The organism is Dyadobacter flavalbus (genome assembly GCF_006149045.1).
Taxonomy (GTDB): domain Bacteria; phylum Bacteroidota; class Bacteroidia; order Cytophagales; family Spirosomataceae; genus Dyadobacter; species Dyadobacter flavalbus.
The window spans coordinates 18,733-44,625 of sequence record NZ_VBSN01000037.1 but is presented as its reverse complement, the minus strand read 5'-3'; the positions used below and the strand labels follow the sequence as shown (position 1 = coordinate 44,625).

Here is a 25,893-nt window from a genome sequence, read left to right as displayed (position 1 = left end):
TTCAAGATTGGGTAGATGACTACAATAATTTCGCTCCCCATTCAGCTCTAAAAATGAAGACACCAAAAGAATATTTTATCTTTAAAATCGCTGCTTAACTAGTCCAGGTTTTAAGCGGAAAGAGCACGTTCTCTTTTTTTACGATCCTGTTTAATTATGTAATTTACACTGGGATTGTTAATGAATGCACTAGTTAAAATCCTTATAACCTTAGGTTTGTCAAGTTTTTGAGCGTATTTCATAACAGTAGAAATTAATAATAAATATATTTAGTATTCATTTATACATACGCAAAGTATTCATTATTTTTGAAAAAATGTAAACTATTATGAAAAGAGACTTAAATGAACTGGCATCTCGCATCAGTTTAGAAGACTTTGCTAAGTCTGAGTTTGGTTATAAAACAGATCATGAAAAGACATCCAGACGTTGGCCGACCTTAGTTAAGGACGATGAGAGAATCATTATTGGAAATGGGAAGGACGGAGATTTTTATTATAACGTCAATGATCCAAGTGATAAAGGCAACGCAGTGAAATTTGCGTTCAATCGTTCTAATAACTGGAAAGATACTTTTGAACGAATAGATAAATATTTAGAGCAGCCCCATACGGTATCGAGGGATAACCGAATGATCGAGGTTTCGGAGGATCGCCACATCGCTTTAAGTCGGGATTTTCAATTGAAGGAATTGAAGGACAGAAAATACCTTCATGAACGAGGAATTTCTGATGAAACAATTGATAGCGAGTCTTTTAAAAACAGGGTCTTTAATAAGACATTTGACTTAAAAGAGTATACAAATAAACTGATAGAAGAAAAGTTTCCTTCCGGAAGCTCTAAGGAACTTCATAATAAAGCTATTGACTTAGCCAATGCCAAAAACTATTCGGGGGATTACATATCGACGATCAAGAGCTTTAATTCTCAGCAGTCCCCTCTTACAGATTCTGAAAAGATTGAAAGATTATCCATTACAAAAGCACATTTTGACAAATCCGACGATCGTAAGATTGTAAATACTGCATTTCCTTTAAATAGTGAAGATGGAACTATCGGATTGATTGTAAGGAACAAGAATCTAAAAGAGATTGATGGATTCCGGGACATCGGCCTTTGGAGCTCGTCTCATGTTGAAGCTCCCAAATCCATTATCATCACCGAAAGCCCTATTGACTCATTAAGCCATTATCAGTTGCACAAACCAGAGAAGGCGATCTATTATTCTACTGGAGGAAGCCCTAGCAGCAATCAACCGATTATCTTACAAAATGAAATCTACCAATTAAAACCTGAGAAGGTGGTCTTGGCCAATGATAATGACCTTGGAGGTGTTAAATCCAACATTCAAATTCTGGACAAGTTGGAAGGGAAGAAAAATGATTTAGAAATAGGCCTTGTGACTAATGAAAAGTACAGTGCCTTAGCCATACTTAAAAGCCCAAATATAGATGACGCAGCAGCTCGTCTTGAAAATACTTTAAACCAGGGTGACGACTTTAAAGTAGCCCAGGCTAGGAGAACTGGCGATACAACAGCGGAGATACAGTTCCCCAAAAAAATAGAATATTTTCAAAAGATTGAAGAACACTTAATCCGCGAAAAGGGCTTAGAGAATCAAGTAGTTATCCATCGGCCTTTTGGTAAAGATTTTAACGAGGATCTTCAAAATTCACGCCCGTTTAGTCTCATAAAAGAAAAGGGTGACCAAAGGGAATTAATAGGCAAGTACGCTTTGGCTTCTGAGGCGAAAGAAGCTATTGAAAGACAAAACACTCTTGGGAAAGAGGATAGTAATAACAAGTTGTTGCTCGTCACGAGTTACATGGGAAGAGAGATAAGGCTTGCGGAGACTGGTCCGGATAAGAAAATTCAGTTTGATAAAGGATTTGAAAATGATGCGATTACACAAAAAATTGAAGCGGCCAAGTCAAATGTAAAAAATGGAGATGTGTTAGTTGTTGATAAACAGGAGAATAACCTGGCAAGAACTGATTATAAGGTAGAAACAGATGGCAAAGGTCATGTGGAAATTAAAAGGGAGACTAATTATGACCAAGAGCAACTAACCCGGCATAGAACAGGCGGAAAAGATATTCAAACCAGCATTAATAAAGACGTTAATGAAGCCATAAGTGGTAAAAAAGGGAGTGTAGATCTGGACAATCAACAGTATAAGAAAGACAAAGGTATGGGGTTGTAGAATGGGGTATTTTTGGCTTTTGATAAAGATTTTGCCATATTTATACTGCTTAACCCCACTATCATGTTAATAATGCTGTATAATGAAAGAAATCATTCAGGGAGAAACTTTGACCCAATATATTGATCGCAGAGCAATCAAGCACAAAGCGATATTTCAGGAACTCAACGTCACCAGAGATGGATGGTTTAAAAGAAGGACTAAGTTAAGTCGTTTAACTGTTGGAGAGTTAATCTCCTTGGGCTCAATCCTTTCTTTAACGTCTTTCGAAGTGCTTCAACTAGTTGAAAATGAGATAAAAACCTATATGTCTACTCATTCATCAAATCCTTAAGCCTAGCTTGCTCCGCTTTATGATATTCCTGTATCTCTTTTAGGTGGTTTTGATACAGAATATTTATTCCTTCCTGGATAACCGATTTTATGGAGGTATTTAGCCCTCGCGCTATCAATGAAGCTTTTCTGTGCACGGCTTCATCTATTGGTACCGCTTTTTGGGTATTTGAAGCGTATTTTATCTCCTTTTTTGATACTTTTTCTGGGAAAGATTTGGAGGAAGCTACCTTTTCTTTTGGTTTCGATTCTTTTTGTGGACTCGGCGCTTTCTCCTTTTGAACTGGTGATGTCAGCCCAAAACCATTAGTATCAGAAGTAAGATCTAAGTCAAAAGGATCAATATCTGAGTTTTTACCTTTTTTTGAATTTTCCATAGTTCTGATGATTATACCTTTTCAACAAATTCATTAATAAACGGTACCAAATAGGTTTGAACCTTTTCGTTATTGTATTCAGAGTCATTGGTGTTAAAATTATTAAACACCGTAGGAACCTCTCGAATTTCGGTATTGAAGCGGTCAATTTTAAGTCCTTTTATAATCTGCCCCACCTTGTCATTCATCTTTAAACTTGCTCTCTTCTTATTAGCGAGGCCAAAGATGTTCAATACCAAACCTTTTTTCTCCTTAGCTTCCTGCAACGACTTCAATATTTTGATGAACTCAATGGAAGATGTAAGTTCAGATTCCGATGCTAGTAGTGGTACTATCACTGTCTCAGTAAAGACCAGAATTTTAGAAAGAGTTTCAGCATCATAGCCGGTGGTTGAGCGCGGAATGTCGATGAATATATAATCATATTTTTCGGAAGAATACAAATCCCTCGTTATCTGCTTCACATCGTCAAAGGATGACTGATAAATTTCCAGTTTGAAATCCTTTATGCCTTTACTTTCTTCAAGTTTACGACGCTTAACGATTGTTCCTTGCGCATCGGCATCAATTACGGCAACAGTGTAGTTGTATGGTTCTGATGCCAACAACAACGCTGTTTTTATTGTTAACATTGATTTTCCCACTCCACCTTTCATATTGGCGAAGCTTATGATCTTAGTTGCTTTGTCCATTGTAATTAATAGTTCATTGTGCCGATCAATCTAACAGCATCAATGTAAATGTAATAATCAATATTCTATTATCCTATACTTCTATATATTAATAATATATAGAAGTATAAAAATATATAATGTAATTCGATTTTACCTGGTATGGTTACCTAGTTATTTCGCTTATAATATGTTGGTTTTGGAGATAAATGGATTGCGTGAGTTAATTGAAAAGCCGTCCCGATTGTAATTTTTATGGATATGCTTGAGGTTTTCGTTACAAATGGGCGAAAACATACGCTAAGTAACTAGTTACTTAGTTTCGGCTTTCTTAATGGTCGTAAACCGTTGTCTCCAAGCTCTGGATTTGTATTAAAGGAATATTTGCCCAATCGGATGATATGCTCAAAGGGTGCAGGGGAGATAAACTCAAAGTCATTTTCGTCAACAACATATCCTTCCTGGTGTAATTGCTTGATAATTTCCTGCTGATACACTGTGTTCCAGACCAGGATAATATTCGTTATCAGATTCAGGCTCCTGACAATTTTTTGTTGTTGCTCTTCTTGTTTTCTGCGGACAATCCCATCACTGCCAAACCACAGGTAAAGCCTTAGGTTATGAAGCTGTTCTCCTTTGATCAGCTGTGTATTTATCTTTCTGCGTAAAGGCAGGTTAAGCAGGTATTTGAGGATAAAGTTGGTTTTAATCAGCTGGCCGTAAGCTTGCAAAACATACATCAAGTTGTTTTGACGTGGATAAGACTGGAGTTTTGAAATCAATAATGAAGCAGTCACTCGTCCCGATTTAATAGAGGCAGCGACTTTTAAAAGTTCGTCAAAATGTTGTTTTAAATATTCCGGATTAACACGTCCGGTAAATTTCAATGCAGGATATTCCCATTCCTTATCCTTTATTTTACACAACCTCTGATCTTTTATGTCCCGGATCCTTGGGCAAAAATCCATTCCTAGCAAATCAAACAAGGCAAAGATCAAATCTGAATAACCAGCTGTATCAGTGGTATGTTCGAGAATGGGCAAATCGGTTTCATTTCCAATAATTTCATCCAAGACATATGTGGCATCCCTTTCAGTTGAAGAGATGCTACGGCTGCCATACTGGCTATACTGATCAGAAGTATGCGTATAAAAGGTAATGCCTTTACCGTATCCAAAGTAATTGGGTAGTGCTTTCGCATTACGGATTTTTCCACTGGTCGGGAAGCGCTGTCCGTCTGAAGATGAAAGTGTACCCCCTCCCCAATAACCGCTTAGCCATTGCTGGTAATGAAAATTAACAAGAGTATCATTTGCCTTTTTAAGATTTTCTTCTGACAGATAGTTATTGCTTGTCCACCAAAGTGATTGATAGTCAAGTTCACAAGACCTGGCTAGATCCGATAAGGGTAAATTACAACCCGCAGCAAACACAGCAGCGTATAAAAGGGACTGGTGCTCCGGGTTGCGCGGTTCGTTTTCCAGGCCGTGAAGATGTTCTGAAAAGTTTATCCATGCATCTACTTCTTTTATGATATCAGTAATATTGACTTTCGGGAGCCGCTGATTAATCTGCTCTCTAAGGGCTTTTGCTGAAAGGGGAATATTTTCTGCCGGAAGTGCTGGCACTACCAATACACCTTCTTCAAGCCGTATTTCTCCGCCGGCATTAAGCAGTTCATCAAGTGGTTTTAACAGTGATTCCAGTTCATGTAAACGCTGATCAATACGCTCGGTGGGTAGAGAAGGCATTGACATTTGACTACAAAAATCCTTCCGTAGCAATTCCCATTGAGTTTTTGAAAGAAGCAGCGAATTGAAGTCAGCATATTTTCGGGAAATATTTATAAATACATCCCCGGAACGGAGCCGGTCACGTAAGTTAGCCAAGGCACATAATTCGTAAGGCTGGCGTTGTGGGAAAATTTCGGGCTGCTGCTGATCGTTTTCAAAAACCAGTTTATTCCAGGAAGGCGTTATAAAATCGACCGGTGTGTCATCAGGTAATTTCCTTTTCTTTCCAGATTGTAAATCAGTTAGTATCTCGATAACTTTCTGAAAACCATCTTTCGAATGTGCAATTTGAAAATCAAAGGTTTTGAGAAGGTTCGGTGTAAACTGTTTCAAATTGCCATAATAATTATTGAGGTAGTATAAATGGGTCTGCCTGATGGGACGTAGTGCGGACCTTGTAACAAGTAATGCCTCCATGAGAACTTCCTTTGGATATATCTCAAAAATTAAACTCCGTAACTGGTCGTCTGTAACAGTATCGTTAACAATGATGCTGACTGCCTGGGACAAAGTTTTCATTGCTTCGTTCTGCGATTTGAACAAGGACTGCTGGTAGATATCCAGTTCCTTTTTTGAGCCATTAACAATGTGCTCCCAATAATCATCAAACATTTCCAGCACTTTATCATTTGTATCCATCAGGCTTTCATACAGAAAACAGATTAAAATCGGGTACCTTCTGGTAGCGTTCAATCTTTGTAAATACTTGTTTGAAACATTCCTGGCTATTTGTGTTAATCTTTTTCTCCGGTTTAGGCTTATGACCGACAAGTCCCATTCATGGACGTTAAATGATTTCAAAAAGCTTATCTTCTCCAGCGTTTGATTGATTGATCTTGGGGTATTACTGGTAGGTACCTGGCAAAGCCATCGATGCAAAGTAATACCACGGAGAATATCCAATTCTAAAATTTGAGTCAGCCTGGATTTCATATCTTCGGTCAAAAGCAAACTGAACCTGCGGTATGTTTCCTGGTGCAGCTGTTCATCCAGACTCCCTACAATTCGTTCCAATGTTCCAATCGATGGTCTCAAAATTCTTTCCTGTCCAAGCTTTAAACAAACTTGTTCGAGCAATATGGCTTCATTATCATGCTCCATACCTTTGTTTAAAAGCCATGGCGCTAGCCAGAGTTCATCCATGGGTTGCCATCTGCGGAACTTTAAATATCTTAGTACCAGATTCAAGTGTTCTGTTCTGGTTGCATCCCTGTTTCCGTATAGTGCTAATCGTTCAATATTGATATTTAGATGATCACATACCATTGCAGCTACATTTGCCGGAATCTGTACTTGCCATTTGTCGGGAAGAAAACCCATGAAGCGGACAATACCTGTTTGAAGGGCAATCGCTAGCCGGTTATGTTCCCCTCTGAATGATTTAAGAAAAATTTTATCATGATGCGAAATCTGAAAAAATTGCATCAAATCATATTCAGATATTTCCATGGGTACCCGCTCGTAGCGTTCACGCTGCGCCTGGTTTAAAAATAGTGATGCCATATGAAAAACAGTTATCAAAAAGGGTATCAAAATCTACCACGCTTGAAATAGGTTTAAAGCTTGTTTTTTGATATCAAAAACTATCTTTGTAAAGGAACTCCTTTTTGATAGGCAATTAAATGAAAAACCAGGTAATTCAAACCAAACGGGTAGCACTATATGCAAGGGTATCCACCCAGGATAAAGGACAGGATCCGGAAACTCAGTTAACCCAGTTAAGAGAATACGCATCCAAGCGTAACTTTGATGTCATTGGGGAATTTATAGACTATGCATCCGGAACAACCCAGGACAGGATCCAGTATAAATTAATGATGGCCGCGGCCAAAAAGAGAAAACTGGATGTAGTTTTGGTTTGGCGGTATGATCGGTTTGCACGTTCTACCCAGGCACTGGTTAATGCAATGAAAGAATTTCAAAGCATGGGTATCGACTTTATATCCTATCAGGAAAATATTGACACCACCACACCAACCGGTGAGCTGATATTTCATGTGATGGCTTCCCTGGCTCAATTCGAAAGTTCGCTGATCAGTCAAAGGGTAAAAGCGGGTATGGCTAGGGCAAAAGCACAAGGAAAACGTATTTCGCGGCCGACTATATCAATAGATCGGCAAAATGAAATTTTTGAATTACAAAAGTCAGGGTTATCAATGAACAAGATTTCTAAACAGCTAGGGATAGCCTATGGAACTGTTTACAACTACCTATCAAGATCAAAAGATACAGTTTGATCCCGTTACTTTAAGCTCAATGTTGGCGTGGGTTTTTCTAAATCTCCTCATAAAAAGTTAACAGATTACGATGGAGGTCAAGTGCTGGAAATTCCCGGTCTCCCCATGGTTGCTCTTCCACAACAGTTTCGGCGTCATATATAACGCCTTGCTTTTTATATTCGTCGTACAACTCATCAATACCTTGGACTTCAATCCGGCAACTGGCCGTGCCTGCCAGAAAGCTCTCGGCCCCACTGCAGATTGGATCTGCAACCAAGGCTAAGCCCTTGTTCTTCCAGCTCTCATCCGAAGATGCCCATAAATGGATCTCAATTTCATCGCGGACTACCTTGGCAAAGCCGTCGTCATAATATGGTGCCGTGAAACCCAATTTTTCAGAATAAAATTTTACGGACTCTTCAATATTTTGAACAGGAAGGGCCGGAATTGTTTTCATCATTTTCATGGCATTGATATTATATTGTTAGGCACAGCATGACTTGTTCATTTGTATCGGTGGGCACTTCACCGTTCCATAGGTGCAAAATACACAGCAATCACCCGCAGCTGGCCTTAGCAATGTCTTGCAATTTGTGCACTCGTAAAAGTACATACATGCATTAACCGGCATCGTTTCAGCGTATTTGGTATTGCAGTGCGGGCAGGAAATTACAGATTCTAATATTACATTCATAACTGCCTAGTTTGTTTCAACGACTTTATATCCGGTAGCATCGACTGCTTTTTTAATTGCTGCCAGTGATGTTTTTGTACTGTCATACTTAACGGTTGCATTGCCTTTTTTGTACGACACCTGAACCTGCTGTATGCCTTTTAACTTATTGACTTCCTGTGTGACATGATGTTCACACCCTTCACAGGTCATCCCTTTAATTTTTATAATGGCTGTTTGCCCTTTCTTGGAAATGGGTTGTTTTACTTCCTGTTTCTGATGATAGACTAGTCCAGAATAACTCGGGAAAGTAATGAGTAATACTGCTGCAAGGGTTACCATGCTTAAAAACTTTTTGGTTTGCATAAATGGTTTGTTTTCAGGTTCGCAATTACATGAGGCTTCGGAAACTGGTTTTAACTGCTGATACCAGGCAAAACCTAAAATCAATACAGTACCAACAATAAAATAAGGACGAGCAGGCACAATCCAATCAAAAGTTGTTGCCAGGCTGCTTGTCCCGGCCACCATGGCCAGTAACGGTGTGATACAACAAACAGAACTTGCCAATGCAGTAAGAATACCGGCATTAGCGGTAACTTTGGGTGCTTTCATACTGCTATACTTTCTTGATTGGGAATATGCATAAATAATTGGTTAATGACATCTGCCTGATCAGGTATGATCGAATAAAAGATGGTTTGTCCGGATTTTCGGGTACGTACTAAGCTGGCATCTTTTAATTTACGAAGATGCTGAGAAACAGCCGGAACCGTCATATGCAAAATATCGCTTAAATCGCAAGGACAAAGCTCATTCTGCTGCTGGAGAAGATAAAGTATTTTTAGGCGGGCATCATTTCCAGCAAGTGCATAGACCTGAGATAATCGGGTAAAAGCGTCTTCATTTTCAAATAATATTTCCTTACATACCTGGATCTGCACCTGATCAGCGAACAAACGGATACAGCTATTGGCTTGATCTAACTCTTTTTCCATATTTGCCTATGATTTTAGACAAATATAATCATATTTAAGTATTTGCTTAAATATGATTTTTCTGAAATATTGAAGATCCCAAAAATCGGCTGACAATTGTAGATAATAACGGATTGACTGTAAAGCTCAGATGTTAAATGGCAGCGGTATAAACTAGTAACTTAGTTTCTTAGCGTATGTTTTCGCCCATTTGTAACGAAAACCTCTGCTTTTACCCACCTAGCCCTACGGGTCGGAATGTTTACAAGTGCTCAGAGTAATATTACCTAATGATTTCGCTTATAAAATGTTGGTTTTGGAAGATAACAAGGGAATGAACGGGCTACTTAAATAAGCCGTCGCCATTGCAGTTTTATATGGATATGCGTTTATCCACCTAGCCCTATTTGCTTATAAAATGTTGGTTTTGGAAGATAACAAAGGAATGAACGGGCTACAAAAAAAGCCGTCGCCATTGCAGTTTTATATGATATGCGTTTACCCACCCAGGCTCACCGCTTCGGATTGCTTACAAGTTATCCCACCGCTCAAAGTAATTGTATTTTTCACTTCGCAAGCCGGAATGCACTGCTGAAACAGAAAAATGTTACAGCAGAGCCTTCCCATAGCGCATACAAATACTTTCTGCCGGATCACTAAAATCCTGGAAAGAGGAATTTTAATGATCCGGCAGTGCTCAGGCGCAAACAGCAGCATTCCTGGCCAACCCACCCACCCTATTTAAGTTGGGTAAATTGGTGATCCGACCAGCTATAATATTTCCTTATAAACTAATTATTGGATTCACTTACATTGTGCTTAAAGGACAGAGGATTGTACATAGATCTTTCCTTTTTTGATAGCATTGTAAAGTCTTGCTTTACCTGGGGCATGATAGTCTGGAATTGCTAGTAAATTAATTCTGGACTACTTATAAAATGTTGGTTTTACCAAGAGTCGCATTTAGCTAAAAAGTGGTGAATTGGTTATAATTTGTTGGTTTTAGTGCAAGGTGCAACTTATAAAATGTTGGTTTTGGTATATTACACATGCCAAAACTTCGCTTATAAAATGTTGGAGTTGAATGGGGATCGGTAAGTACACTAAAATGTTAATCTTATATACTACTGTATATGAGACTGTTAAGTTGTTGTTTTACTTATTAAATGTTGGTTTTGACAAGATTTCAGACAAGTGGCTTTTACTTATAAAATGTTGGTTTAAATTGCATTATCCTACTGGAAGTGGCTACTTGAATGCCAATTCCAACATATTATTTGCACTTATCAAATGTTGGTTTTAGATATATTGTCTTAAATCTTTGTTTTTAAGATTCCTTTTTTTTGAAGCGTTCCTATAATGTAGGAAGGTAAATCCTTGTCTAGTTTGATTTTTTTGGTTCGAACACCCTCTTTTACTTCGGAAACCACCTTTTCGAATTCTTTGAAGTTTTTCTTGGCAATTATTTTAGCGATTTGTTCATTAATGCCATAGGCCATAATTGCCTTAACATTCAACTGATAGTCAATAGGTTCGTTAAAATCTATCAGCGTTTGTGACACTTCCTGCAAATTCACCAATATCTTTATTTTGGTATATGCCCTACCCTCTTTAATGAGTTTATAATCAAAGTTGATATCAGTGCTTTGGTTAATTTCTCTTTTCGCAACATCCAGGACCCTCTTTTTGAAAGTGCTTATATCTGTATATTCTTCCTTTTCTATTCCCTTCGGATCTTTCAGATATAACATTTCCTTGAGTTCACCTATACGCATTGTCGCGACACCTACTGATCTCCATTGGCATGCAAACTGATAAAGGCGTTTAGAATGTTTACTGGTACATGCCAGCGCCGCTTTTAACTTGTATCTAGTGTAATTGTTCTTTAAATCAAAGAGATATGGCCTCATAGACTCACTTAGGCGTACTTCAATGTGTGCTGCACCATCTATGTAATCTACGTGCTGAAACATCCACATCTGGCGGAATCTGTTTTCGAGCTGTATTGAAAACGTCCTACTACCAAGGCCTTCTGTTGCAAGTTTGAATTGTTGGTGGTTCCACTGCTTCCCCGTAAGGCTCTCAATGTCCTTAATGTAGATTTTATATATCTTGTCTGGTAGATCGTCCTTCCCAAGCTGTGCAATAAGCATAAACATAATGTCAAGCTGTGTTGCATTATACTCGTACCTGCCTGATGTTATCGCATTGTGCTGTAATACAACCTTTTCTAGTGACGGTGTTTCCTCTCTCATGGACAAATCTTTGTTCTAACATTTACTCCTGTCGTAAACTTAGCAAAACAAACTAGTAAAACAAACTGTTGGTTTTAATTTTTCAAACCACAAAGATGAAGTGTTTTGGGTATTAAAACCAAGTGTGGATAAGCAGTGTTGGAGTTAGCTTATGATTTGTTGGTTTTAGCTTATAATTTGTACCGACTAAACTTATAATTTGTTTGAGTTAACTTATTAAATGTTGACTTTAGCATATAATTAGTTGGTTTTATACCACATAAAATTCACTAAATCAGGTAGTTACGGAGACCTAAATTAAAGAAAATAAAATAAAAAATTAAGAAAATAACATAAACAACTATCTTGTTTTCAATTAAAGGGAAAAAATAAAACTAAGGATTTAGTTATCGAAATTTTATTTGGTTCAAAGGTAAGCTATTATCAAAGAGGTAAAATTTGCGCCCAAAACTAAGTGTTTAGTTACACCGAATTTTATTTTGTTGACACCTGGATACTGGCTGTTTTTTGACATTTATTTAAAAAGGGAGACCTAAGCCTCCCCCTCCCCTTTCAGTTAATTTCATTTAGAATATACTTGGTAGCACTTTTAGCTTTACTTGATGCTTCAAACAAGAATTTGTTATCAGATTTTAGTGTTCCTAACCGCTTGAATTCTTGGACCAGTTTGTGGCCTCAAACGAGAAACTGATATGGTATCCGAAATGATTAAAAATGCACGCCTGAGCTCCTCGGGAAGAAAGTTGCTTACTTCGCAACAAAAAGCTTACTTAGTGGAAGAATGGGAATCCTCTGGCTCATCTTGTCCTGAGTTTTGTCGTCAGCACGGTTTAATATCAAGCCAATTATATAAATGGCGTAAGGATGCAAAATCAGGAGCAGTTATGAGTATAAAAAACGATGGTCAGCTACACTCTAGAACGGAGATAGAAGTGCTACGTAGAGAAAATGATGAACTCAAGAAGGCTTTGGGAGAAGCCACTTTGGATATCAAGGTTCTAAAAAAAAAGCTGGAGATGGATCAACAACGAAACCGGCAGTTGAATCGCTATCCAGGGAATTCGGATTAAGTATGAACCGGATCATTAAAATATTGGGAGTTGCCAAATCGAGCATCTATTACCAATCCAGGCCTTATCCTAAGAGAAAGAAAATCGTAAAAAAATGCCTTTCAGATACAGTTAAAGCTCATATCCGGTCAATATCAACCAAAAAATCAACCTACGGAACACCTCGTGTGCGAGCTATTTTGAAAAGGGATTATGGTGTTACATTATCGAAATACATGGTTCACCGCTTTATGAAAGAGGAAGATTTACTGTTAAAACGGTTTCGAACAAGAGGTAATAGTCGGACTCATACTGGAAAAATTGCTGTGGATAAATCTAATACAAGATGGGCAAGTGATATAACCTCGATCAAGTGCTGGAATGGACAAAAACTTCGACTTGCCTTTGTGATTGACTGTTGTGACAGATCAATTATTAGCTGGAAAGCTGGCTTGCATATTCAGGGATGTGATATCGAAATAATGGTACAGGATGCTATTTTTGAAAGATTTGGTGAAAGTCTGCCGCCTAAAGGACAACTTCAATTACTTCATGACAATGGATCGGAATACATAGAAAAAAACCTGAGAAAAAGCCTCAAAAAATGGAATATTCAAGATTGCAATACACCAACATATTCGCCTCAATCAAATGGGATGTGTGAGGCACTTAATGGCACATTTAAAAGAGATTACGTCTTTGAAAATTGCCTTGACAATCCAAGGGTTGTGATGGCACAAATACAAAGCTGGGTAGATGAATATAATAATTTTGCTCCCCATTCAGCTCTAAAAATGAAAACACCAAAAGAATATTTTAACTTTCAAATCGCTGCATAATCAGTCCAGTTTTTAAGCGGAAAGAGCATTAGTTTGTGCAACCATCCTTTTAGGTAAGCTGCGGCATTATCGATTATGACGTTCTCTATACCGCTAATTGTACAGAGATATGCAGCTCCCATTTCGGCTGTTAGTTCTTCCTTTGAATACTCTTGTGAGTTGAAATTTGATATCTGGTTCATTTCTTTTCTGTTGAGTCTTTTTTCATGGCCTGTTGAATGGATAAGCTCATGATAATAGGTTGCATAATATTCCTCAGAAGAATCAAAGTCCATTATTGTTGGCATATTCACTAAATCCATTACAGGACTGTAATATGCTTTGCTTCTGTCTTTTGACTCTAATTTGGGGGGATTAGGCATTTGTGAAATTATGTTTTCACAGTTTTCAAGTGAATTGTTATCTTGATTATTCTCATTTGAGACACTTGGTAAAGACTTAGGTTGTTCAATTGTCGTTTGATCCAGATTGAAAACATAGTACATCTTCAGGAATCCATATTTTTTCTTCTCGGTCTCTCCGGATTTCGGATCCTTTACTTCTTTTTCATTTATGTTCCAATAAACTACTGGAAGAGCCTTTTCACCTTGCTTTACACATCCGTTACACTCTCCTACTTGTTTGAAGGTTAAAAAGTAGGGTGATTCATATGGAGTGCATGAAAGTAATACATAGTTTACTCCATTATATGGCTTTTTTGTCATGTAATTTTGAGGGCCGCCATAATTTGTTTTATGAGCAGCTTTGTTACCCCAGGTTCTTCTCCAGGGTGCCACCCCAGTTTCTAATTTTTTGCAAACTAGGTCTGTTACAAAATCATAAACATCAAATTTTTGTTGCTTTTTCATAATTACTATTGTTTGAGGTTAATAAATTCAGGTCTGTCCACCTGTTTGATTTATTAAAGATAGTAATAATAAAAATATTATACTAATAATAAAAGTATTAATTTTATTATTAGTTGGCTATAATTTAGTTGGTCTGTTTGCGGAACTGGTTGTTGATTCTATACCTCTATATTCCTATATAACTATACTTCTATATAACTATATTTTAGTTGGTCTGTCTTGTGGAACTGGTTGTTGATTCTATACTTCTATATTCCTATATAATTATACTTGTATATAGCTATATTTAGTTTGTCTGTTTGCGGAACTGATTGTTGATTATATACTTCTATATTCCTATATAACTATACTTGTATATAGCTATATTTTATTAGGTCTGTTTTGTGGAACTGGTTGTTGATTCTATACTTCTATATTCCTATATAATTATACTTGTATATAGCTATATTTAGTTTGTCTGTTTGCGGAACTGATTGTTGATTATATACTTCTATATTCCTATATAACTATACTTGTATATAGCTATATTTTATTAGGTCTGTTTTGTGGAACTGGTTGTTGATTCTATACTTCTATATTCCTATATAATTATATGATAAGAGAATTTTCGATTGGTATTTTAGTGAGAATTGATGTAATCTATTGATAGAATACTTCACTTTTTATCCAAATATAATATCTTAGCAAGAAGGACAATGATAAATCACTGTTAATCAATAACATAGTTATTGAAAAGTATCCTAAATTATTTTAACTAATTGATAATAAGTTTGATAGAGATATATAAAAGATATTTTTTACTTTTTTGTATATAAAAAGTATTTATTTTTGTAGTTATTAATTGTACCTTGTAGATAAGTAGGTCTAATTCAAAGATGTTATGAAAATAGAACTGAAAAATGTTAAAGTTAACAATGAGCTTTATGATGAGTTGAAGCGATATCTTTTGACAAGGGTAGGGGAGAAGATTAAGGTGAAGGATTTCGTTGAAGATTCAATTCGATATTTCCTTGATCACGAAATTATACCTTCGGATCTTAAGAAACAGAAAGCAATTCCTGAGCAAATTCAAGAGGTTAAAAATACTACAATTTCATATCTTAAATTGAATGAGGCCAAGTATCTGGGGCCGATGCTATCAAATTTTGAAAGGATTAATAATGATGTTAGTGAGACAAAGCTTCTGTTGAAACTTTTGTTTGAGGCTGTTTATGATACTAGTTCTAAGAGTCCTGACGATATCGTGCGGATAAGGAAGGAAATAGAAAATATTTACGTCAACTCAACAACTGACTAATGTATTCAAAGGTAATAGATCCAGAACGACACGGAAAAGTGGAGTACAACAATAAGTCTTCGGTTAAGAGACTTGTTAATTATCTAGCTCATGAAGCGAAAGAGGATGAGCAGGAAATTCTATTTTTCAATCGGGAACATGGAGTCTATTATGAATCTGATGAAGTAATTTGTCGGATTGATTTTAACGTAAAAGGGTTGAAGGAATCAGATGATAAATTTTATTCCCTTTTGATTTCTCCATCTCAGGAAGAACTTAAACATATAGGGAATAGTCATTTGAAGCTGGAAGACTTTGCAAGAGAGTGTATGGTGAATTACGCTAGCAACTATAAGATCAAGGGTAAGACCTTAGTTGAATCTGACTTGCTGTGGTATGGAACAATTCACAACGATCGAACCTACAAGGGAAACGATGAAAAGGTTGTTTCAGGTGAAAAGAGGCAGGGAGATAAAAAGGATGGTCTTAATACACACATTCACATTATTGTTTCTGCCAGGGACGTCAGTCAGAAAATCGTATTGAATCCGCAGACAAAAAGCACCAAGCGATTTTCTCAGGTAAATTGGGCGGAAGCTAATGCTGAGAGGTTTCAAAAAATGTTTGACTTTGAGAAAGGAGTCACAAAATTTAAGAAGGACGACTTATACAAACGGATCCGAAGGTGCGAGTATATTGTTAATGATCTTAAAAATAAGGGTTATATAAATAAAGACCAGGCTCAAAGGATCGATAATATCTCCCGCGAGAAAGGATACTCTCGAGAATTTTATAATGAGTTAAATCGGAGTAAGAGGAACGCCGACAAAAATAAGAGCTTTGATTCTTCAACCTTCGAAAAGCTAAAAAATTCGAAAGGAGATCCATTACATTATCAAACTAAGCAGCCTATGATTAGGTCTCTATACATTCCGGAATTAGATCGACGGAATTATAAGAAAGCAAATCACCTTGAAGAAAATAATAGATATGAAATGTAAGATGAAAATTTTGCTCTTTCTATTTTTTTTGAGCCTTGTAGCTTGTGAAAAGGAAGACTTATCAGATGAAATTGGAACAAAGGAGACTGAGTACCTTGCTGAGCATTCGCTCAGAACATTTTTTCCAGATTCGTACCAGTCAATGTATGGTAAATGGAAATATAAGGAGAGTAGGAGGGGAGAGCAGATCTTATCCCTCCATTCTGGATTTATAAATTTTACAAAAAGCGGAGATAAAACCATTCAAGATAATTCTCAGTATACAGATCTGCAAGGGGCAAAGGGAGTGAATTATTGGCTGACATATGATCCTCAGACGAATGAGACAGTATCGTTTACTTTGTCGAGTCCAGACATGCTAAGTACAGCTACCCGGAAGGTCTACACCATTTCCGGTAATGACTTGAGAATTAGTTCAAGTGCTACGGAAGCAGATTTTTTTGTCAAGGAATAGTATCCATCATAAACTACGTCTATGGAAAATTCAAAGAGAAACCAAATGTTGATATTTGGAGTAACACTGATTCTATTCCTGGCATTAATTGGAGAATATTGGTTGAGTATCACCACTTCGGCTGAGGGTAATGGACTGTTAAGAAGTGTTTTAACAGGATATTCAAGGGTGGGAACTATCATCAGAATTCTATTTGTCTTATTTTACTTCCTATGTTTTTATGTTGTTGATCAATCTGTTGAAGGGAAGTTGAAGTGGAAAAAGGAGGTGAAAAGTTCTTTTCTTGAACGCTATAAATACTATGGTATTTCAGCTTTTATTATTGGCGGAGCGATTTTAGGTACAATTGAGAATTTTATATTTTTTGAATTGCTTTATCCCTTGGCAATGGTAATGGTACTGGTTGGGGGGTATTTGGTGGGCAATTTACTTCGCCCTTCGTATTTGAAATATGATATTATCAAAACAGATATATCTCCTTTACGGAATCAATACTCTTTTAACATACCATCTACTGATAACCGATTTTTAAATATTCCGAATCCTTTCCGTGGCATTTTCATGATGGCCGGTAGTGGTAGCGGAAAGTCAGTTATTGCTGAGTGGGTCATCAAGCAGGCAGCTGAGAAGCGATATTGTGGGATTATTTATGACTATAAGTTTCCTACCCTTACTGACTTTGCCTACACCCATTACAAGGATCAGGATGATATTGATTTCAAAATTATCAATTTCACTGATTTATCCAGGACTAATAGGATCAACCCAATTAAGCCTAGTTATATAAGCCATAACAGTTTTGCCGCGGTCTGTTCACAGGCCTTAATAAGCAATCTGGCTCCTGAAACAATCGAAAATAAGGATTACTGGATAAGGAGTAGCGCCTGTATCGTTACTGCAGTGATGATTTACCTCAGAAACAATCACCCTGCATTCTGTACAATTCCACATATCATGCACATCATTCTGGGGCATAAGTACAGTGATGTAATTAAATTGATAGAAACAGACTATGATGCCTCGATGTATATGCGTACAGTTTTGACAGCCTACGAATCGAAGGCCGAAGGACAGTTGTCCGGCGTGTTTGGCACATTACAGTCTATTCTGCCAACCGTTACCACTCCTGAGGCCTGCTATGTTTTATCTGGTGATGATTTTGGATTGGATCTTAATGACCTAGATAAGCCGGTTTGTTTATGTCTTGGTACTCAGCATAAACTGAACTCCGTTATTTCTCCGCTTTTAAGTCTGGTGGTTACGATGTCACTGAATAGAATGAATGAGCCGGACAAACAGCATGCGATAGTTTTGTTGGATGAAGCACCCCAAATGTACATTCCGAATCTAGCGGATATTCCTGCGACTGGTCGGTCCAATAAAATTTGTGTTTTTTACATTGCCCAGGATTATGTTCAGATGGTAGCACAGTATGGTGAAACCGAGGCCAAAAAGATCATTGCCAATCTTAATAATCAGATTTATGGTCGTTCATCGGAGGAAGGTAGTATTAAGCGGATTATCAATCTGTTTGGTGATAGGGAGGAAGCGAGCCGTTCTCAGAACAGGAATATAAGTAGCCATAGCGAGATGTTTTCATTCGGGAAATCAAATATCGGATCCGGAGAGAATATGTCAGTACAGCGCAAAAGTCTTTTACGGTCGGAGGATATAACAGGTTTGAAGAGTGGGGAAGTTTTAGGCTTTACAGTGGACGCTGAAAATCCTGAGTTTTTTCTTCGTGTTAAATATGAAGAAAATGCTGGCATTGAGAAGGTCCCTGAGTTCAATCTTGATTATGACGTTCAGATTTGTTACGAGAGAATTAAAGCCGAAGCGCATGGTATCGTGAAGGGTTTAATACCGCCAGGGCATAGTTTCAGGATAGTAAATGATGTAGCGGAGTTAGTGGTCATTTAAACGAGAAAAGTTATGAAACCAGTTAAATTAGTTGGAATCTTGATATTGTTTTTCGGATTGATCGGATTGTTATTTGGTGGTATAGAACAATTGATTGAAAGTTTGTTAGCTTGTGCCGGGGTAGGAGTTTTACTGGCATTTATTTGGTTCATTTCTCCTGTCAGTAGTCAAACAACCAGGCGGCAAACAAGAAAGGATCATTGGGGAGGGCATGGCAATAATGTCCCACCACAAAACAACGATAATGCATTTTAGATGATTGACATTGCAAGGTTACTCTACGTTCGTCATCCGTTTGACGAACAACATAACAATCAGATTGAAGCTCTGGTAAATCTTCCCGATGAAATGAGAGAGAGTATGGCTCAAAATTTTCGATTTGGAAATGCTTCGTACCGATATTATCAAGAACTCGAATCTAATCCGACAAAAGAGGATTATGAGGAATGGTTAACGGGACTACCAGATAATATCCGTTTTAGCGAAATGAAAAGGGGATATGATGCTTGTATGGGATCAGTACCACTCCGCCGTTACAGTTTGGAGAAACGAGATTTCGGTATGTCTGAATATCTCAAAAGGGTTTTAAATGAAAAGGATTGGGAAGAGCATCAAAAGATTGTAAATAGTTGGAGAGAGTAAAATATGCTATAATAGTCAAGAAATACTCAGTGTGAAATTTTTTAATTTTCAACCGAGTACCTTTGTGAAAAACTAAGTTTGAAAGTTGAATTTGAGTTGAGATAAAGCCATTTATTTTCATCTTTTATATCATGAATAATTAAGATTTTAATGAAGGTACCCCAATATAAAATACATTCTGTTGGATTAGAGGAATATAGAGATTATCTGAACTATGTTGATATACTTGACTCGTGCAAGTTTTACAGTATCGGAAAAAGTGGAAATTTTGAGCTTCGTATGCTGATCACCAGAGCGAAGGGTGATTCAGGTTTTAAAGATCTTAACCTTGGATTTGGAGTGTGGAACGAAGAAGCTAGAGATATAGATGACGGTATCGAAACGAGAAATGGCGATATGCAGCGGATTCTGGCCACAGTCGCAAAAAGAGCTTTGGAGTTTTTGTCGAGATATCCGGAGGCTGAGATTTTCGCCAAAGGAAGCACTGCATCTCGTACCAGACTTTATCAGATGGAAATAGGTAAAATCATAAATGAAGTTCCTGATGGCCTTAGAATTGAAGGGCTTATCTCGCAGATCGGGTTTGTTGATTTCCGAAAGGGAATAAATTTTGATGCGTTTTTGTTATCAGCTAAATGATTTGTAAATTTGATATAACAAGATTGACAATATGCCAACTACAATTGTGAAAATAGGTAAGAGAGCTACTAAAAAAGAAAAGGTAGTAAACGTGGGTTACGAGATTGATTATGCGGCGAGTAACATCGTAAGGAAGACCCTTGAAATGGCTGAAACGCTTAAAAAGTATCCTAGACCGGCTCGTAAGTAACTTTTGGTGACTTACAATTAAGATCACCGATATCCTTCTTAACTACCTGATTTTTGCTTAAAGTATAACCACATCTTGATACTGTCAGGAATCAGATTTTCATTTGTCATTACAAACACAAAAAGATCTTCTGGTTGAATAACAGTTACATTTTCGTCAACTGGACTGACACTACCTTGGGTCGTAAACAGAAAAATTTTGTCTGCTGACTTACTAAGTGAGTTATCTAAGCTGTTTTTTCCCTGCTTTACTTGAACACCAACAGACTCACCTGTTTCAGGATCTTTCAATAAATATTCGTAAGCAGAAGTGTCAATCTTGCATGAACTAGGAATTAGGCAATACCCGTATTGACTTTGTAGATAGAGTCCGACAAGATCCTCACAGTCATAGGAACTGATCATTTGAAAGAAAGTATGCGCATCAGGTAACTTAATGATTTGATTGTTTCTACCACTTTCTGGTATATTAGGGTTAAATTAAAAGATTGAACCGAAAGTACCGCGGGTTCGGTAGAGCTGTTTTTCTAGTGAGCCGTTTGCTACGTGTAAATCTCACCGCCATCTTTAAATATTGACGATTTAAAATTTACCTTTTCTCAAACATGCTCTCTGGAACTGGCTGCCATAAAGCATAGACACATTTCTTTCAACTATATTGATGCTCATATTTGCTTCTTAGAAAAGCTTTCAAAAGGCTGGCCGTCATTTATGTACAATTTTTAGCCTAACCCGACATCATGACAAAAGAGGTTTTTGGTTACAGATTCAGCCAATACGTGAATTTGATCACCAAAGCCCGATTTTTAGGTTGCCAGGCCCGCATCAGCCGGTTGTCATCATCGAGGGCTTCGTACGCAAAGTAGTTATCGGTGTACACCACGAACAGGTCCGAGACGGGTTTGTACCGCCACTGGAACCGGATGTTGGTGTTGACATTGTTTATCTGGTTGTTATACTGGACGTAGGCCGTTAGAAACAACGACCGGGTGAAGGACAGATCGACCTTGGGGCCGATCAGCAGCAGGTCCGATTGACTGTGGGGCGCGGGCAGCCGAATACCGTTATAGGTGAAATCAAGCGAGAAAACACCGTAAGGTTGCTGCCGGTAACTCATGACGGTGTGCAACTGCGTGATCCGACCGTTGAAGTACTGCCCGTATCGACCGTTGAAACTATAGAAAAAAGGCTTCCTAACGTTGGACACGTAGGTCAGCCTGTGGCTGAAGTACATGTACGAGGTGTTGGCGGGAAGGGCAATCCCGCCGGTGTTGGATGGGTCGAAGGGCGAGAAAAGGTAGGTGTAATCCCAGCGCAGAAACACAAAACTCAGCTGCGACTGGTTTTGCATCGTGATGCCCCCGAACAGTCCCGCGTCCCAGTCAATCAGGCGGTTCTGCCGTTTCCCATAAATAAAATCCCAGTTTGGTCCCAGGTAAAACCGGTTGATGTGCCGGCCCAGCCGCCCTTTCGGGAAAAGCACCCTAAAGACCTCGCCATGGAATTTCAGCAGGCTCGCGCGGGGGACGTACCCCACGTCGGCCCGGAAGTTATCGCCAATGTCGTAAACGCCAACCCGCCCGTTGACCGCTGGCTTGTCAACGAACAGCAGGGCGCCCACCGCGTAGGGCTGAGCCGGCCGGTCCGGGCTGAACGAGCGGTGGTAGAACGCTTTGCCCCGCCACTGGTTATTGGCCGAAGCCAGGGCATACTCCAGGCCGGCGACCCGGTTATACGGTTGGGCGGCACCGGCTGGCATTATCCCTACGGGGTCCTTGTTTACCAGCAGTGCGCTCAAAAACGAACGGGTCGAAATCCGGCGCTGCACGGCCAGCATCCCGTAGTTGATCGGTGGCAGCGTGACAGAATCGGCCAGCGACCGCCGGCCCGTCTGCATGTTCAGCACCCCGACCCGCCAGTTCCGGTCCAACCGGCCGCTCAGCCGTAACCCGGCCAGAATCGGCACCCGCTCGTTGAACCCAGTGCGGGGATTGCGGACAAGGCCGATGCGCCGGGAGAAAAACGGGTTGGTGACGCTCGTGCCGAATGAGCCGAAGAGGTCGCTGTTTTCCAGGAAAAACTGCCGCCGTTCGGGGAAAAACAACTCAAACCGACTCAGGTTCGTCACTTGCTGATCGACTTCTACCTGCGCGAAGTCTGGGTTTACGGTCAGGTCCAGATTGAGCGAAGGGGTGACGGCCACCTTCACATCGAATCCGGCGTTGACGCCCCGTCGGGGAGGTATCCCCGACGGGTAATCCCGGCCCGTTTCGGCCAGCCCGTACGGAATCAGCGAGACGTTGGCACCGGGCCTGGGGGGGGGCTGCTCCCAGATCAGCCGGCCCGAGAACGCCAGCGCCTGTCCGGTAAAATTAAGGGGTATGGGTGCCCAGGCCGATTGCTCGTTGCGGGCGATGTCGCTGCGGATGAAGTTGATCAGCCACACGTCTGGCCCGTCCCCAGTCTGCCGTTGCTTGTAGCGGAGCGTTTTGAAGGGGATGGCCATCTCGACGGTGTAGCGATCGGCGGCGTTGCCTACCCGGACGTACCACTTGTTGTCCCAATCGGTGGCAAACTCCTGTCCATTGGTGATCAGGCCCTCGCGTTGCACGCCGTACGGGCTTGCCGCAAAATTGAAGCCGTTAAGCTTATCGCCGAAGGGGTCAATGTTAACCTCAAACAGGTCTGACTGCCCGCGGGCAAAGTCGCGTTTGAGCGAAGTGACCACGTACCGGCGGGGTTGATAACATTCGGCGGCTATGTATAGGAACTCCGAGTCGAACAACACCCGTACGCGGGTTCGGGCACCGGCCCGGACGGTGTCATACGGAAAAAACTGCCAAAAGTTAGACACCGTGTCCGCTTTGTCCCAGGCGGCTTCATCCAGACGTCCGTCTAGCACAATCGGTCCGATGGACCGGCGGACATTCAGACCATAGTCGGCTTCGTTCACGCCGAGTGACTGGGCAAACAAACGGCTGCTCAACAGCAGGAAAAGGAAGGGTAAAACTGTTTTCAAAGTCATTCTACGGGCGCTTCTGGCCTCCTTTACAAACACCACTACTCAAAAACTAGTTGCCAGCATCTGGCCGTACTGAAACCCAGGCCCCCGCTTGGGCACACCGAGGATTTTCCTATCGTACCAATACGCGCCCACTTCGGGGACCAGAGTTATGTTGGGCTGGATATCCTTTTTCAACCCTGCGATACGCCCCCGATGTTGACAAAATTAGCCTTAGCGCCCTCCGTGGCTGTTGGTATCCCGAGGTGGAATGTGGCTTCCTTGTCCACAAAGTTTTTGATCAGCCACGGGCAGGCGATCCTATCGATTTTGGGGCGTTCGCGGGTAATCCAGTCCATTTCCTAGTGCGTTGAATGCGTCGCTTTAACAGGTTTTCCTAGAACATCCAGGGCCGATCTGAACCCTTTTGCAAGCGTAGTGGCCGGTCCACGTCCATAATAATGCAGAAATATGATCCTTGGGTTCTCACCAAACATATGATTATGCAATGCCACTACTTCTAGGTTATTGGCCCGAAGCGCTTTGATGACCGTATTAACTTCATCTTCCAGCATGGCAATGTCACCCGCTATATGGGCGCTGTCTTTGTTTCCAGCAAAGCTTGCCCAGGAGTTAAGTCCTATGGCAGCTGTCATTTCTGCACCCATGGCCATAACCGTCAGATCGTCACGGCCAACAGTATATTTATAAGTTGGGCCGTTTACTACGCCGGTATACTTGACAATGCCGTCAAGGGCTGGTATATCAAAGAGTTCCTTGCCCGTAGTGGTGGGTGGCGCAGAAGGCACAGGCTGGTTAGCCGGGGAGATTTTGGCATCTTTAATGGTGGCAGCAAACTTTTTGGCAAGCTCTTGTGGCGTACCCATGCCATGCATGTGCATGTAGAATATGCGTGGCTGCTCATAGAAAAAATGATTGTGAATAGCCCCGATTTCAAGGCCGTTGGCATGCGCCGCTGAAATCAAGGGATTCACTTCTTCTTCCAGCAGAACTGTATCGCTCATTAAAACGGCTGATTTCCCATCTACTGTTTTTTTGATAGACGCCCATCCCCCAAACCCAAATGGAATTGGAACAGGTTCACCTTTGACAGTGACTTTCAAATCGTTGCGTGGAAGCGGAGTGGTATGAACCGCTTGTCCTTCATTATAGTTGCCCTTTTTACCCATAGCAGCTTCAATAGCTGCAATCTCTTCCTTGGTAAGTGCAGGTGTTTTGGCAATCGTCGAAGCTTTCACAGCGTTCATACTTGCCAATCCGGCAACAGTAAAATAAGTGCTGGCTTTAAACCAGTCTCTTCGTGAAAAGTAGTTCATAACTTGGTTTATAAAAGTGCGATTTAATTATTTTTTAAGCTGAATAAAGGGCTAATATTGTTTTTGATTTTAGAAGTATGTAAACTAATTTTTTACAGGCTTTGCGATAACCGAAACATCTGCTTTTAATTCCTCATTGGCTTTTAGTATCAGCGTATCTCCGGGCATGATATTGCCAAATACTTCAATTTTGTCTCCCAGGTTAAGCCCCTGGTTTATGTCAATCCACTGCGTTTTCCCCTGCTTTATTTTAATGGCAAACTTTTTTTCCAAAGTGGTCACAATAGCGGATGATGGTAATGTAACGCCTGGTTGTGAACGCTGAACCTCTAGTCTGGCATCCGCATACATACCCGTTTTCAGTAACTTTTTCGTGTTGGTTACTTCAAATTCCCAAATTTCACTCCGCGTGGCATTGTCTATATTTTCTGATTTACGGACCAGTTTGGCGTCAAATACTTTTTCAGGCATCGCTTTGGTTGTAAATTTGATGCTTTGCTTTTTCAAACTGGTGCCGGTATATATCTCTGGAACAGCTACCCGAAGTCTTAGCCGGGAATTATCTTCAATTTCCAAAAGTGGAAGCTCACCGGGGTTTCCCACAAAAGTACCTTCATGCACATTTCGTTTGGTTACCACTCCGTTAAAAGGTGCGGTGATCGCCAGGTAATTTCCCATTTGCTTATAGGTAGCAGCGGTGAAGATAGCGGCTTTATAATCCGCACTGTCGGCCATAAAGAGATTTTTAACTTTATCCAGTTCACTGGCTGCAATGACACCTTCGGTTTGAGAAGCAGAATAAATACGGTCAAAATTGTCTTTGCTGGCTAAATATTTAGCTTTTGCAGACTGGATCTTTTCGGTTACCTCGCTTAGACGCGAAGCAATTTCCGGCGCATCGATAAGAGCTAGTAACTGCCCTTTACGCACCCTGCTTCCGATGTCAACATTTATTTTTTTCAAATAACCCTGAATCTTTGAACGGATTTCTACGCGTTCATAAGGCAGCAATTCACTGGGTAAAGTAATTTTTTTTTCGACAGAATCGCTTTTTGCAATGTAAATCGCTACCGAATCTTTACCATCCGGGTTGGTTTCAGTGGTTTTGGCACCGGACTGCTCTTTGCTGTTGCAAGAATAAAAGAGAAACATGCAGACACAGCTGAAAAAGAAAATTCTAAGCATATCATTCGTTGT

Annotated in this window: 27 protein-coding genes; 13 read left to right on the top strand and 14 right to left on the bottom strand. The window is 39.9% G+C overall.

The features are described from left to right. From FEM33_RS27030 to FEM33_RS11890, 3 genes are all read left to right on the top strand, one after another. A partial coding sequence (locus FEM33_RS27030) for an integrase core domain-containing protein (RefSeq protein WP_139012245.1) occupies positions 1–98 on the top strand: 98 nt, incomplete at its 5' end. Between the two features lie 230 nt (positions 99–328). Next, positions 329–2,203 carry a toprim domain-containing protein gene (locus FEM33_RS11895; RefSeq protein ID WP_139012244.1) on the top strand — a complete coding sequence of 625 codons (1,875 nt, stop codon included), beginning with the start codon at positions 329–331 and terminating at the stop codon, positions 2,201–2,203. A gap of 82 nt (positions 2,204–2,285) precedes the next feature. After that, positions 2,286–2,537 carry a hypothetical protein gene (locus FEM33_RS11890; RefSeq protein ID WP_139012243.1) on the top strand — a complete coding sequence of 84 codons (252 nt, stop codon included), beginning with the start codon at positions 2,286–2,288 and terminating at the stop codon, positions 2,535–2,537. On the opposite strand, the gene FEM33_RS11885 is transcribed toward FEM33_RS11890, so the two are convergent. From FEM33_RS11885 to FEM33_RS11875, 3 genes are all read right to left on the bottom strand, one after another. Continuing rightward, positions 2,515–2,913, bottom strand: coding sequence for a hypothetical protein (locus FEM33_RS11885; protein WP_139012242.1), 399 nt, complete (start codon positions 2,911–2,913; stop codon positions 2,515–2,517). The genes FEM33_RS11890 and FEM33_RS11885 overlap by 23 nt on opposite strands. An 11-nt stretch (positions 2,914–2,924) precedes the next feature. Further along, positions 2,925–3,605: a ParA family protein gene (locus tag FEM33_RS11880; RefSeq protein WP_139012241.1), complete on the bottom strand. Its 681-nt coding sequence runs from the start codon at positions 3,603–3,605 to the stop codon at positions 2,925–2,927. A 287-nt stretch (positions 3,606–3,892) separates the two neighbouring features. Beyond that, a complete protein-coding gene (locus FEM33_RS11875; RefSeq protein ID WP_139012240.1) occupies positions 3,893–6,880 on the bottom strand; it encodes a Tn3 family transposase in 2,988 nt (995 codons plus the stop codon). Between the two features lie 119 nt (positions 6,881–6,999). On the opposite strand from FEM33_RS11875, the gene FEM33_RS11870 reads away from it, so the two are divergent. Then, entirely contained in the window at positions 7,000–7,614 is a 615-nt protein-coding gene (locus FEM33_RS11870) for a recombinase family protein (protein ID WP_139012239.1), read from the top strand. Positions 7,615–7,651: 37 nt separating this feature from the next. Here FEM33_RS11870 and FEM33_RS11865 read toward each other — a convergent pair whose 3' ends face one another. The 5 genes from FEM33_RS11865 to FEM33_RS11845 all read right to left on the bottom strand — a co-directional run bounded on the left by FEM33_RS11865 (position 7,652) and on the right by FEM33_RS11845 (position 11,501). Further along, entirely contained in the window at positions 7,652–8,062 is a 411-nt protein-coding gene (locus tag FEM33_RS11865; RefSeq protein ID WP_139012238.1) for a bleomycin resistance protein, read from the bottom strand. Positions 8,063–8,080: 18 nt separating this feature from the next. Further along, positions 8,081–8,290, bottom strand: a complete 210-nt coding sequence (locus tag FEM33_RS26715; protein WP_139012237.1) for a GDCCVxC domain-containing (seleno)protein — start codon at positions 8,288–8,290, stop codon at positions 8,081–8,083. A gap of 6 nt (positions 8,291–8,296) precedes the next feature. Next, a complete protein-coding gene (gene merTP, locus FEM33_RS11855; protein ID WP_139012236.1) occupies positions 8,297–8,884 on the bottom strand; it encodes a mercuric transport protein MerTP in 588 nt (195 codons plus the stop codon). Further along, positions 8,881–9,267, bottom strand: coding sequence for an ArsR/SmtB family transcription factor (locus FEM33_RS11850; protein WP_139012235.1), 387 nt, complete (start codon positions 9,265–9,267; stop codon positions 8,881–8,883). The genes merTP and FEM33_RS11850 overlap by 4 nt, the downstream gene beginning before the upstream one ends. A gap of 1,292 nt (positions 9,268–10,559) precedes the next feature. After that, positions 10,560–11,501: a replication initiation protein gene (locus FEM33_RS11845; protein ID WP_139012234.1), complete on the bottom strand. Its 942-nt coding sequence runs from the start codon at positions 11,499–11,501 to the stop codon at positions 10,560–10,562. Positions 11,502–12,205: 704 nt separating this feature from the next. Between FEM33_RS11845 and tnpA the strand changes: the two genes are divergently transcribed. Both tnpA and FEM33_RS11835 read left to right on the top strand, forming a co-directional pair. Then, positions 12,206–12,571 carry an IS66 family insertion sequence element accessory protein TnpA gene (gene tnpA, locus FEM33_RS11840; RefSeq protein WP_161597110.1) on the top strand — a complete coding sequence of 122 codons (366 nt, stop codon included), beginning with the start codon at positions 12,206–12,208 and terminating at the stop codon, positions 12,569–12,571. Positions 12,572–12,573: 2 nt separating this feature from the next. Beyond that, a complete protein-coding gene (locus FEM33_RS11835) occupies positions 12,574–13,389 on the top strand; it encodes an IS3 family transposase (RefSeq protein WP_139012232.1) in 816 nt (271 codons plus the stop codon). Here the strand turns inward: FEM33_RS11835 and FEM33_RS11830 are convergent. Beyond that, a complete protein-coding gene (locus tag FEM33_RS11830; protein ID WP_139012231.1) occupies positions 13,374–14,237 on the bottom strand; it encodes an ArdC family protein in 864 nt (287 codons plus the stop codon). The two genes, FEM33_RS11835 and FEM33_RS11830, sit on opposite strands and share 16 nt — an antisense overlap. Positions 14,238–15,117: 880 nt before the next feature. On the opposite strand from FEM33_RS11830, the gene FEM33_RS11825 reads away from it, so the two are divergent. The 7 genes from FEM33_RS11825 (at position 15,118) to FEM33_RS11795 (ending at position 20,169) form a co-directional block, all read left to right on the top strand. Beyond that, the gene (locus FEM33_RS11825; protein ID WP_139012230.1) at positions 15,118–15,534 is read left to right on the top strand and encodes a hypothetical protein; all 417 of its coding nucleotides are present in this window, start codon (positions 15,118–15,120) and stop codon (positions 15,532–15,534) included. Beyond that, positions 15,534–16,514 (top strand): DUF5712 family protein, encoded by a 981-nt coding sequence (locus FEM33_RS11820; protein WP_139012229.1) that lies wholly within the window; start codon positions 15,534–15,536, stop codon positions 16,512–16,514. The genes FEM33_RS11825 and FEM33_RS11820 overlap by 1 nt, the downstream gene beginning before the upstream one ends. 1 nt (position 16,515) lies before the next feature. Further along, on the top strand, positions 16,516–16,968 hold the full coding sequence (locus FEM33_RS11815) for a hypothetical protein (RefSeq protein ID WP_161597109.1): 453 nt from the start codon (positions 16,516–16,518) through the stop codon (positions 16,966–16,968). A 21-nt stretch (positions 16,969–16,989) separates the two neighbouring features. Beyond that, positions 16,990–18,888, top strand: coding sequence for a type IV secretory system conjugative DNA transfer family protein (locus FEM33_RS11810; protein ID WP_139012227.1), 1,899 nt, complete (start codon positions 16,990–16,992; stop codon positions 18,886–18,888). 12 nt (positions 18,889–18,900) lie between these two features. Beyond that, positions 18,901–19,143 (top strand): hypothetical protein, encoded by a 243-nt coding sequence (locus tag FEM33_RS11805; RefSeq protein WP_139012226.1) that lies wholly within the window; start codon positions 18,901–18,903, stop codon positions 19,141–19,143. Then, on the top strand, positions 19,144–19,530 hold the full coding sequence (locus tag FEM33_RS11800; RefSeq protein WP_139012225.1) for a hypothetical protein: 387 nt from the start codon (positions 19,144–19,146) through the stop codon (positions 19,528–19,530). 150 nt (positions 19,531–19,680) lie between these two features. Further along, the gene (locus tag FEM33_RS11795; RefSeq protein ID WP_139012224.1) at positions 19,681–20,169 is read left to right on the top strand and encodes a DUF6934 family protein; all 489 of its coding nucleotides are present in this window, start codon (positions 19,681–19,683) and stop codon (positions 20,167–20,169) included. A 228-nt stretch (positions 20,170–20,397) separates the two neighbouring features. On the opposite strand, the gene FEM33_RS11790 is transcribed toward FEM33_RS11795, so the two are convergent. From FEM33_RS11790 to FEM33_RS11770, 5 genes are all read right to left on the bottom strand, one after another. Next, the gene (locus FEM33_RS11790) at positions 20,398–20,649 is read right to left on the bottom strand and encodes a hypothetical protein (RefSeq protein ID WP_139012223.1); all 252 of its coding nucleotides are present in this window, start codon (positions 20,647–20,649) and stop codon (positions 20,398–20,400) included. A 469-nt stretch (positions 20,650–21,118) separates the two neighbouring features. Beyond that, complete coding sequence (locus FEM33_RS11785) at positions 21,119–23,383, bottom strand: DUF5916 domain-containing protein (protein WP_139012222.1); 2,265 nt, start codon at positions 23,381–23,383, stop codon at positions 21,119–21,121. A 170-nt stretch (positions 23,384–23,553) separates the two neighbouring features. Continuing rightward, on the bottom strand, positions 23,554–23,718 hold the full coding sequence (locus tag FEM33_RS11780; protein WP_229214210.1) for a chromate resistance protein ChrB domain-containing protein: 165 nt from the start codon (positions 23,716–23,718) through the stop codon (positions 23,554–23,556). Positions 23,719–23,721: 3 nt separating this feature from the next. Beyond that, positions 23,722–24,627 (bottom strand): DUF1259 domain-containing protein, encoded by a 906-nt coding sequence (locus FEM33_RS11775; protein ID WP_229214211.1) that lies wholly within the window; start codon positions 24,625–24,627, stop codon positions 23,722–23,724. A gap of 153 nt (positions 24,628–24,780) precedes the next feature. After that, the gene (locus FEM33_RS11770; protein WP_161597108.1) at positions 24,781–25,881 is read right to left on the bottom strand and encodes an efflux RND transporter periplasmic adaptor subunit; all 1,101 of its coding nucleotides are present in this window, start codon (positions 25,879–25,881) and stop codon (positions 24,781–24,783) included. Between the last annotated feature and the right edge of the window lie 12 nt (positions 25,882–25,893).

Bases quoted from the DNA above. Each gene is read 5' to 3' on its own strand.
- FEM33_RS11895 (WP_139012244.1), top strand. From the start codon at position 329: ATGAAAAGAGACTTAAATGAACTGGCATCTCGCATCAGTTTAGAAGAC.
- FEM33_RS11890 (WP_139012243.1), top strand. From the start codon at position 2,286: ATGAAAGAAATCATTCAGGGAGAAACTTTGACCCAATATATTGATCGC.
- FEM33_RS11885 (WP_139012242.1), bottom strand. From the start codon at position 2,913: ATGGAAAATTCAAAAAAAGGTAAAAACTCAGATATTGATCCTTTTGAC.
- FEM33_RS11880 (WP_139012241.1), bottom strand. From the start codon at position 3,605: ATGGACAAAGCAACTAAGATCATAAGCTTCGCCAATATGAAAGGTGGA.
- FEM33_RS11875 (WP_139012240.1), bottom strand. From the start codon at position 6,880: ATGGCATCACTATTTTTAAACCAGGCGCAGCGTGAACGCTACGAGCGG.
- FEM33_RS11870 (WP_139012239.1), top strand. From the start codon at position 7,000: ATGAAAAACCAGGTAATTCAAACCAAACGGGTAGCACTATATGCAAGG.
- FEM33_RS11865 (WP_139012238.1), bottom strand. From the start codon at position 8,062: ATGAAAATGATGAAAACAATTCCGGCCCTTCCTGTTCAAAATATTGAA.
- FEM33_RS26715 (WP_139012237.1), bottom strand. From the start codon at position 8,290: ATGAATGTAATATTAGAATCTGTAATTTCCTGCCCGCACTGCAATACC.
- merTP (WP_139012236.1), bottom strand. From the start codon at position 8,884: ATGAAAGCACCCAAAGTTACCGCTAATGCCGGTATTCTTACTGCATTG.
- FEM33_RS11850 (WP_139012235.1), bottom strand. From the start codon at position 9,267: ATGGAAAAAGAGTTAGATCAAGCCAATAGCTGTATCCGTTTGTTCGCT.
- FEM33_RS11845 (WP_139012234.1), bottom strand. From the start codon at position 11,501: ATGAGAGAGGAAACACCGTCACTAGAAAAGGTTGTATTACAGCACAAT.
- tnpA (WP_161597110.1), top strand. From the start codon at position 12,206: ATGATTAAAAATGCACGCCTGAGCTCCTCGGGAAGAAAGTTGCTTACT.
- FEM33_RS11835 (WP_139012232.1), top strand. From the start codon at position 12,574: ATGAACCGGATCATTAAAATATTGGGAGTTGCCAAATCGAGCATCTAT.
- FEM33_RS11830 (WP_139012231.1), bottom strand. From the start codon at position 14,237: ATGAAAAAGCAACAAAAATTTGATGTTTATGATTTTGTAACAGACCTA.
- FEM33_RS11825 (WP_139012230.1), top strand. From the start codon at position 15,118: ATGAAAATAGAACTGAAAAATGTTAAAGTTAACAATGAGCTTTATGAT.
- FEM33_RS11820 (WP_139012229.1), top strand. From the start codon at position 15,534: ATGTATTCAAAGGTAATAGATCCAGAACGACACGGAAAAGTGGAGTAC.
- FEM33_RS11815 (WP_161597109.1), top strand. From the start codon at position 16,516: ATGAAAATTTTGCTCTTTCTATTTTTTTTGAGCCTTGTAGCTTGTGAA.
- FEM33_RS11810 (WP_139012227.1), top strand. From the start codon at position 16,990: ATGGAAAATTCAAAGAGAAACCAAATGTTGATATTTGGAGTAACACTG.
- FEM33_RS11805 (WP_139012226.1), top strand. From the start codon at position 18,901: ATGAAACCAGTTAAATTAGTTGGAATCTTGATATTGTTTTTCGGATTG.
- FEM33_RS11800 (WP_139012225.1), top strand. From the start codon at position 19,144: ATGATTGACATTGCAAGGTTACTCTACGTTCGTCATCCGTTTGACGAA.
- FEM33_RS11795 (WP_139012224.1), top strand. From the start codon at position 19,681: ATGAAGGTACCCCAATATAAAATACATTCTGTTGGATTAGAGGAATAT.
- FEM33_RS11785 (WP_139012222.1), bottom strand. From the start codon at position 23,383: ATGACTTTGAAAACAGTTTTACCCTTCCTTTTCCTGCTGTTGAGCAGC.
- FEM33_RS11780 (WP_229214210.1), bottom strand. From the start codon at position 23,718: ATGGACTGGATTACCCGCGAACGCCCCAAAATCGATAGGATCGCCTGC.
- FEM33_RS11775 (WP_229214211.1), bottom strand. From the start codon at position 24,627: ATGAACGCTGTGAAAGCTTCGACGATTGCCAAAACACCTGCACTTACC.
- FEM33_RS11770 (WP_161597108.1), bottom strand. From the start codon at position 25,881: ATGCTTAGAATTTTCTTTTTCAGCTGTGTCTGCATGTTTCTCTTTTAT.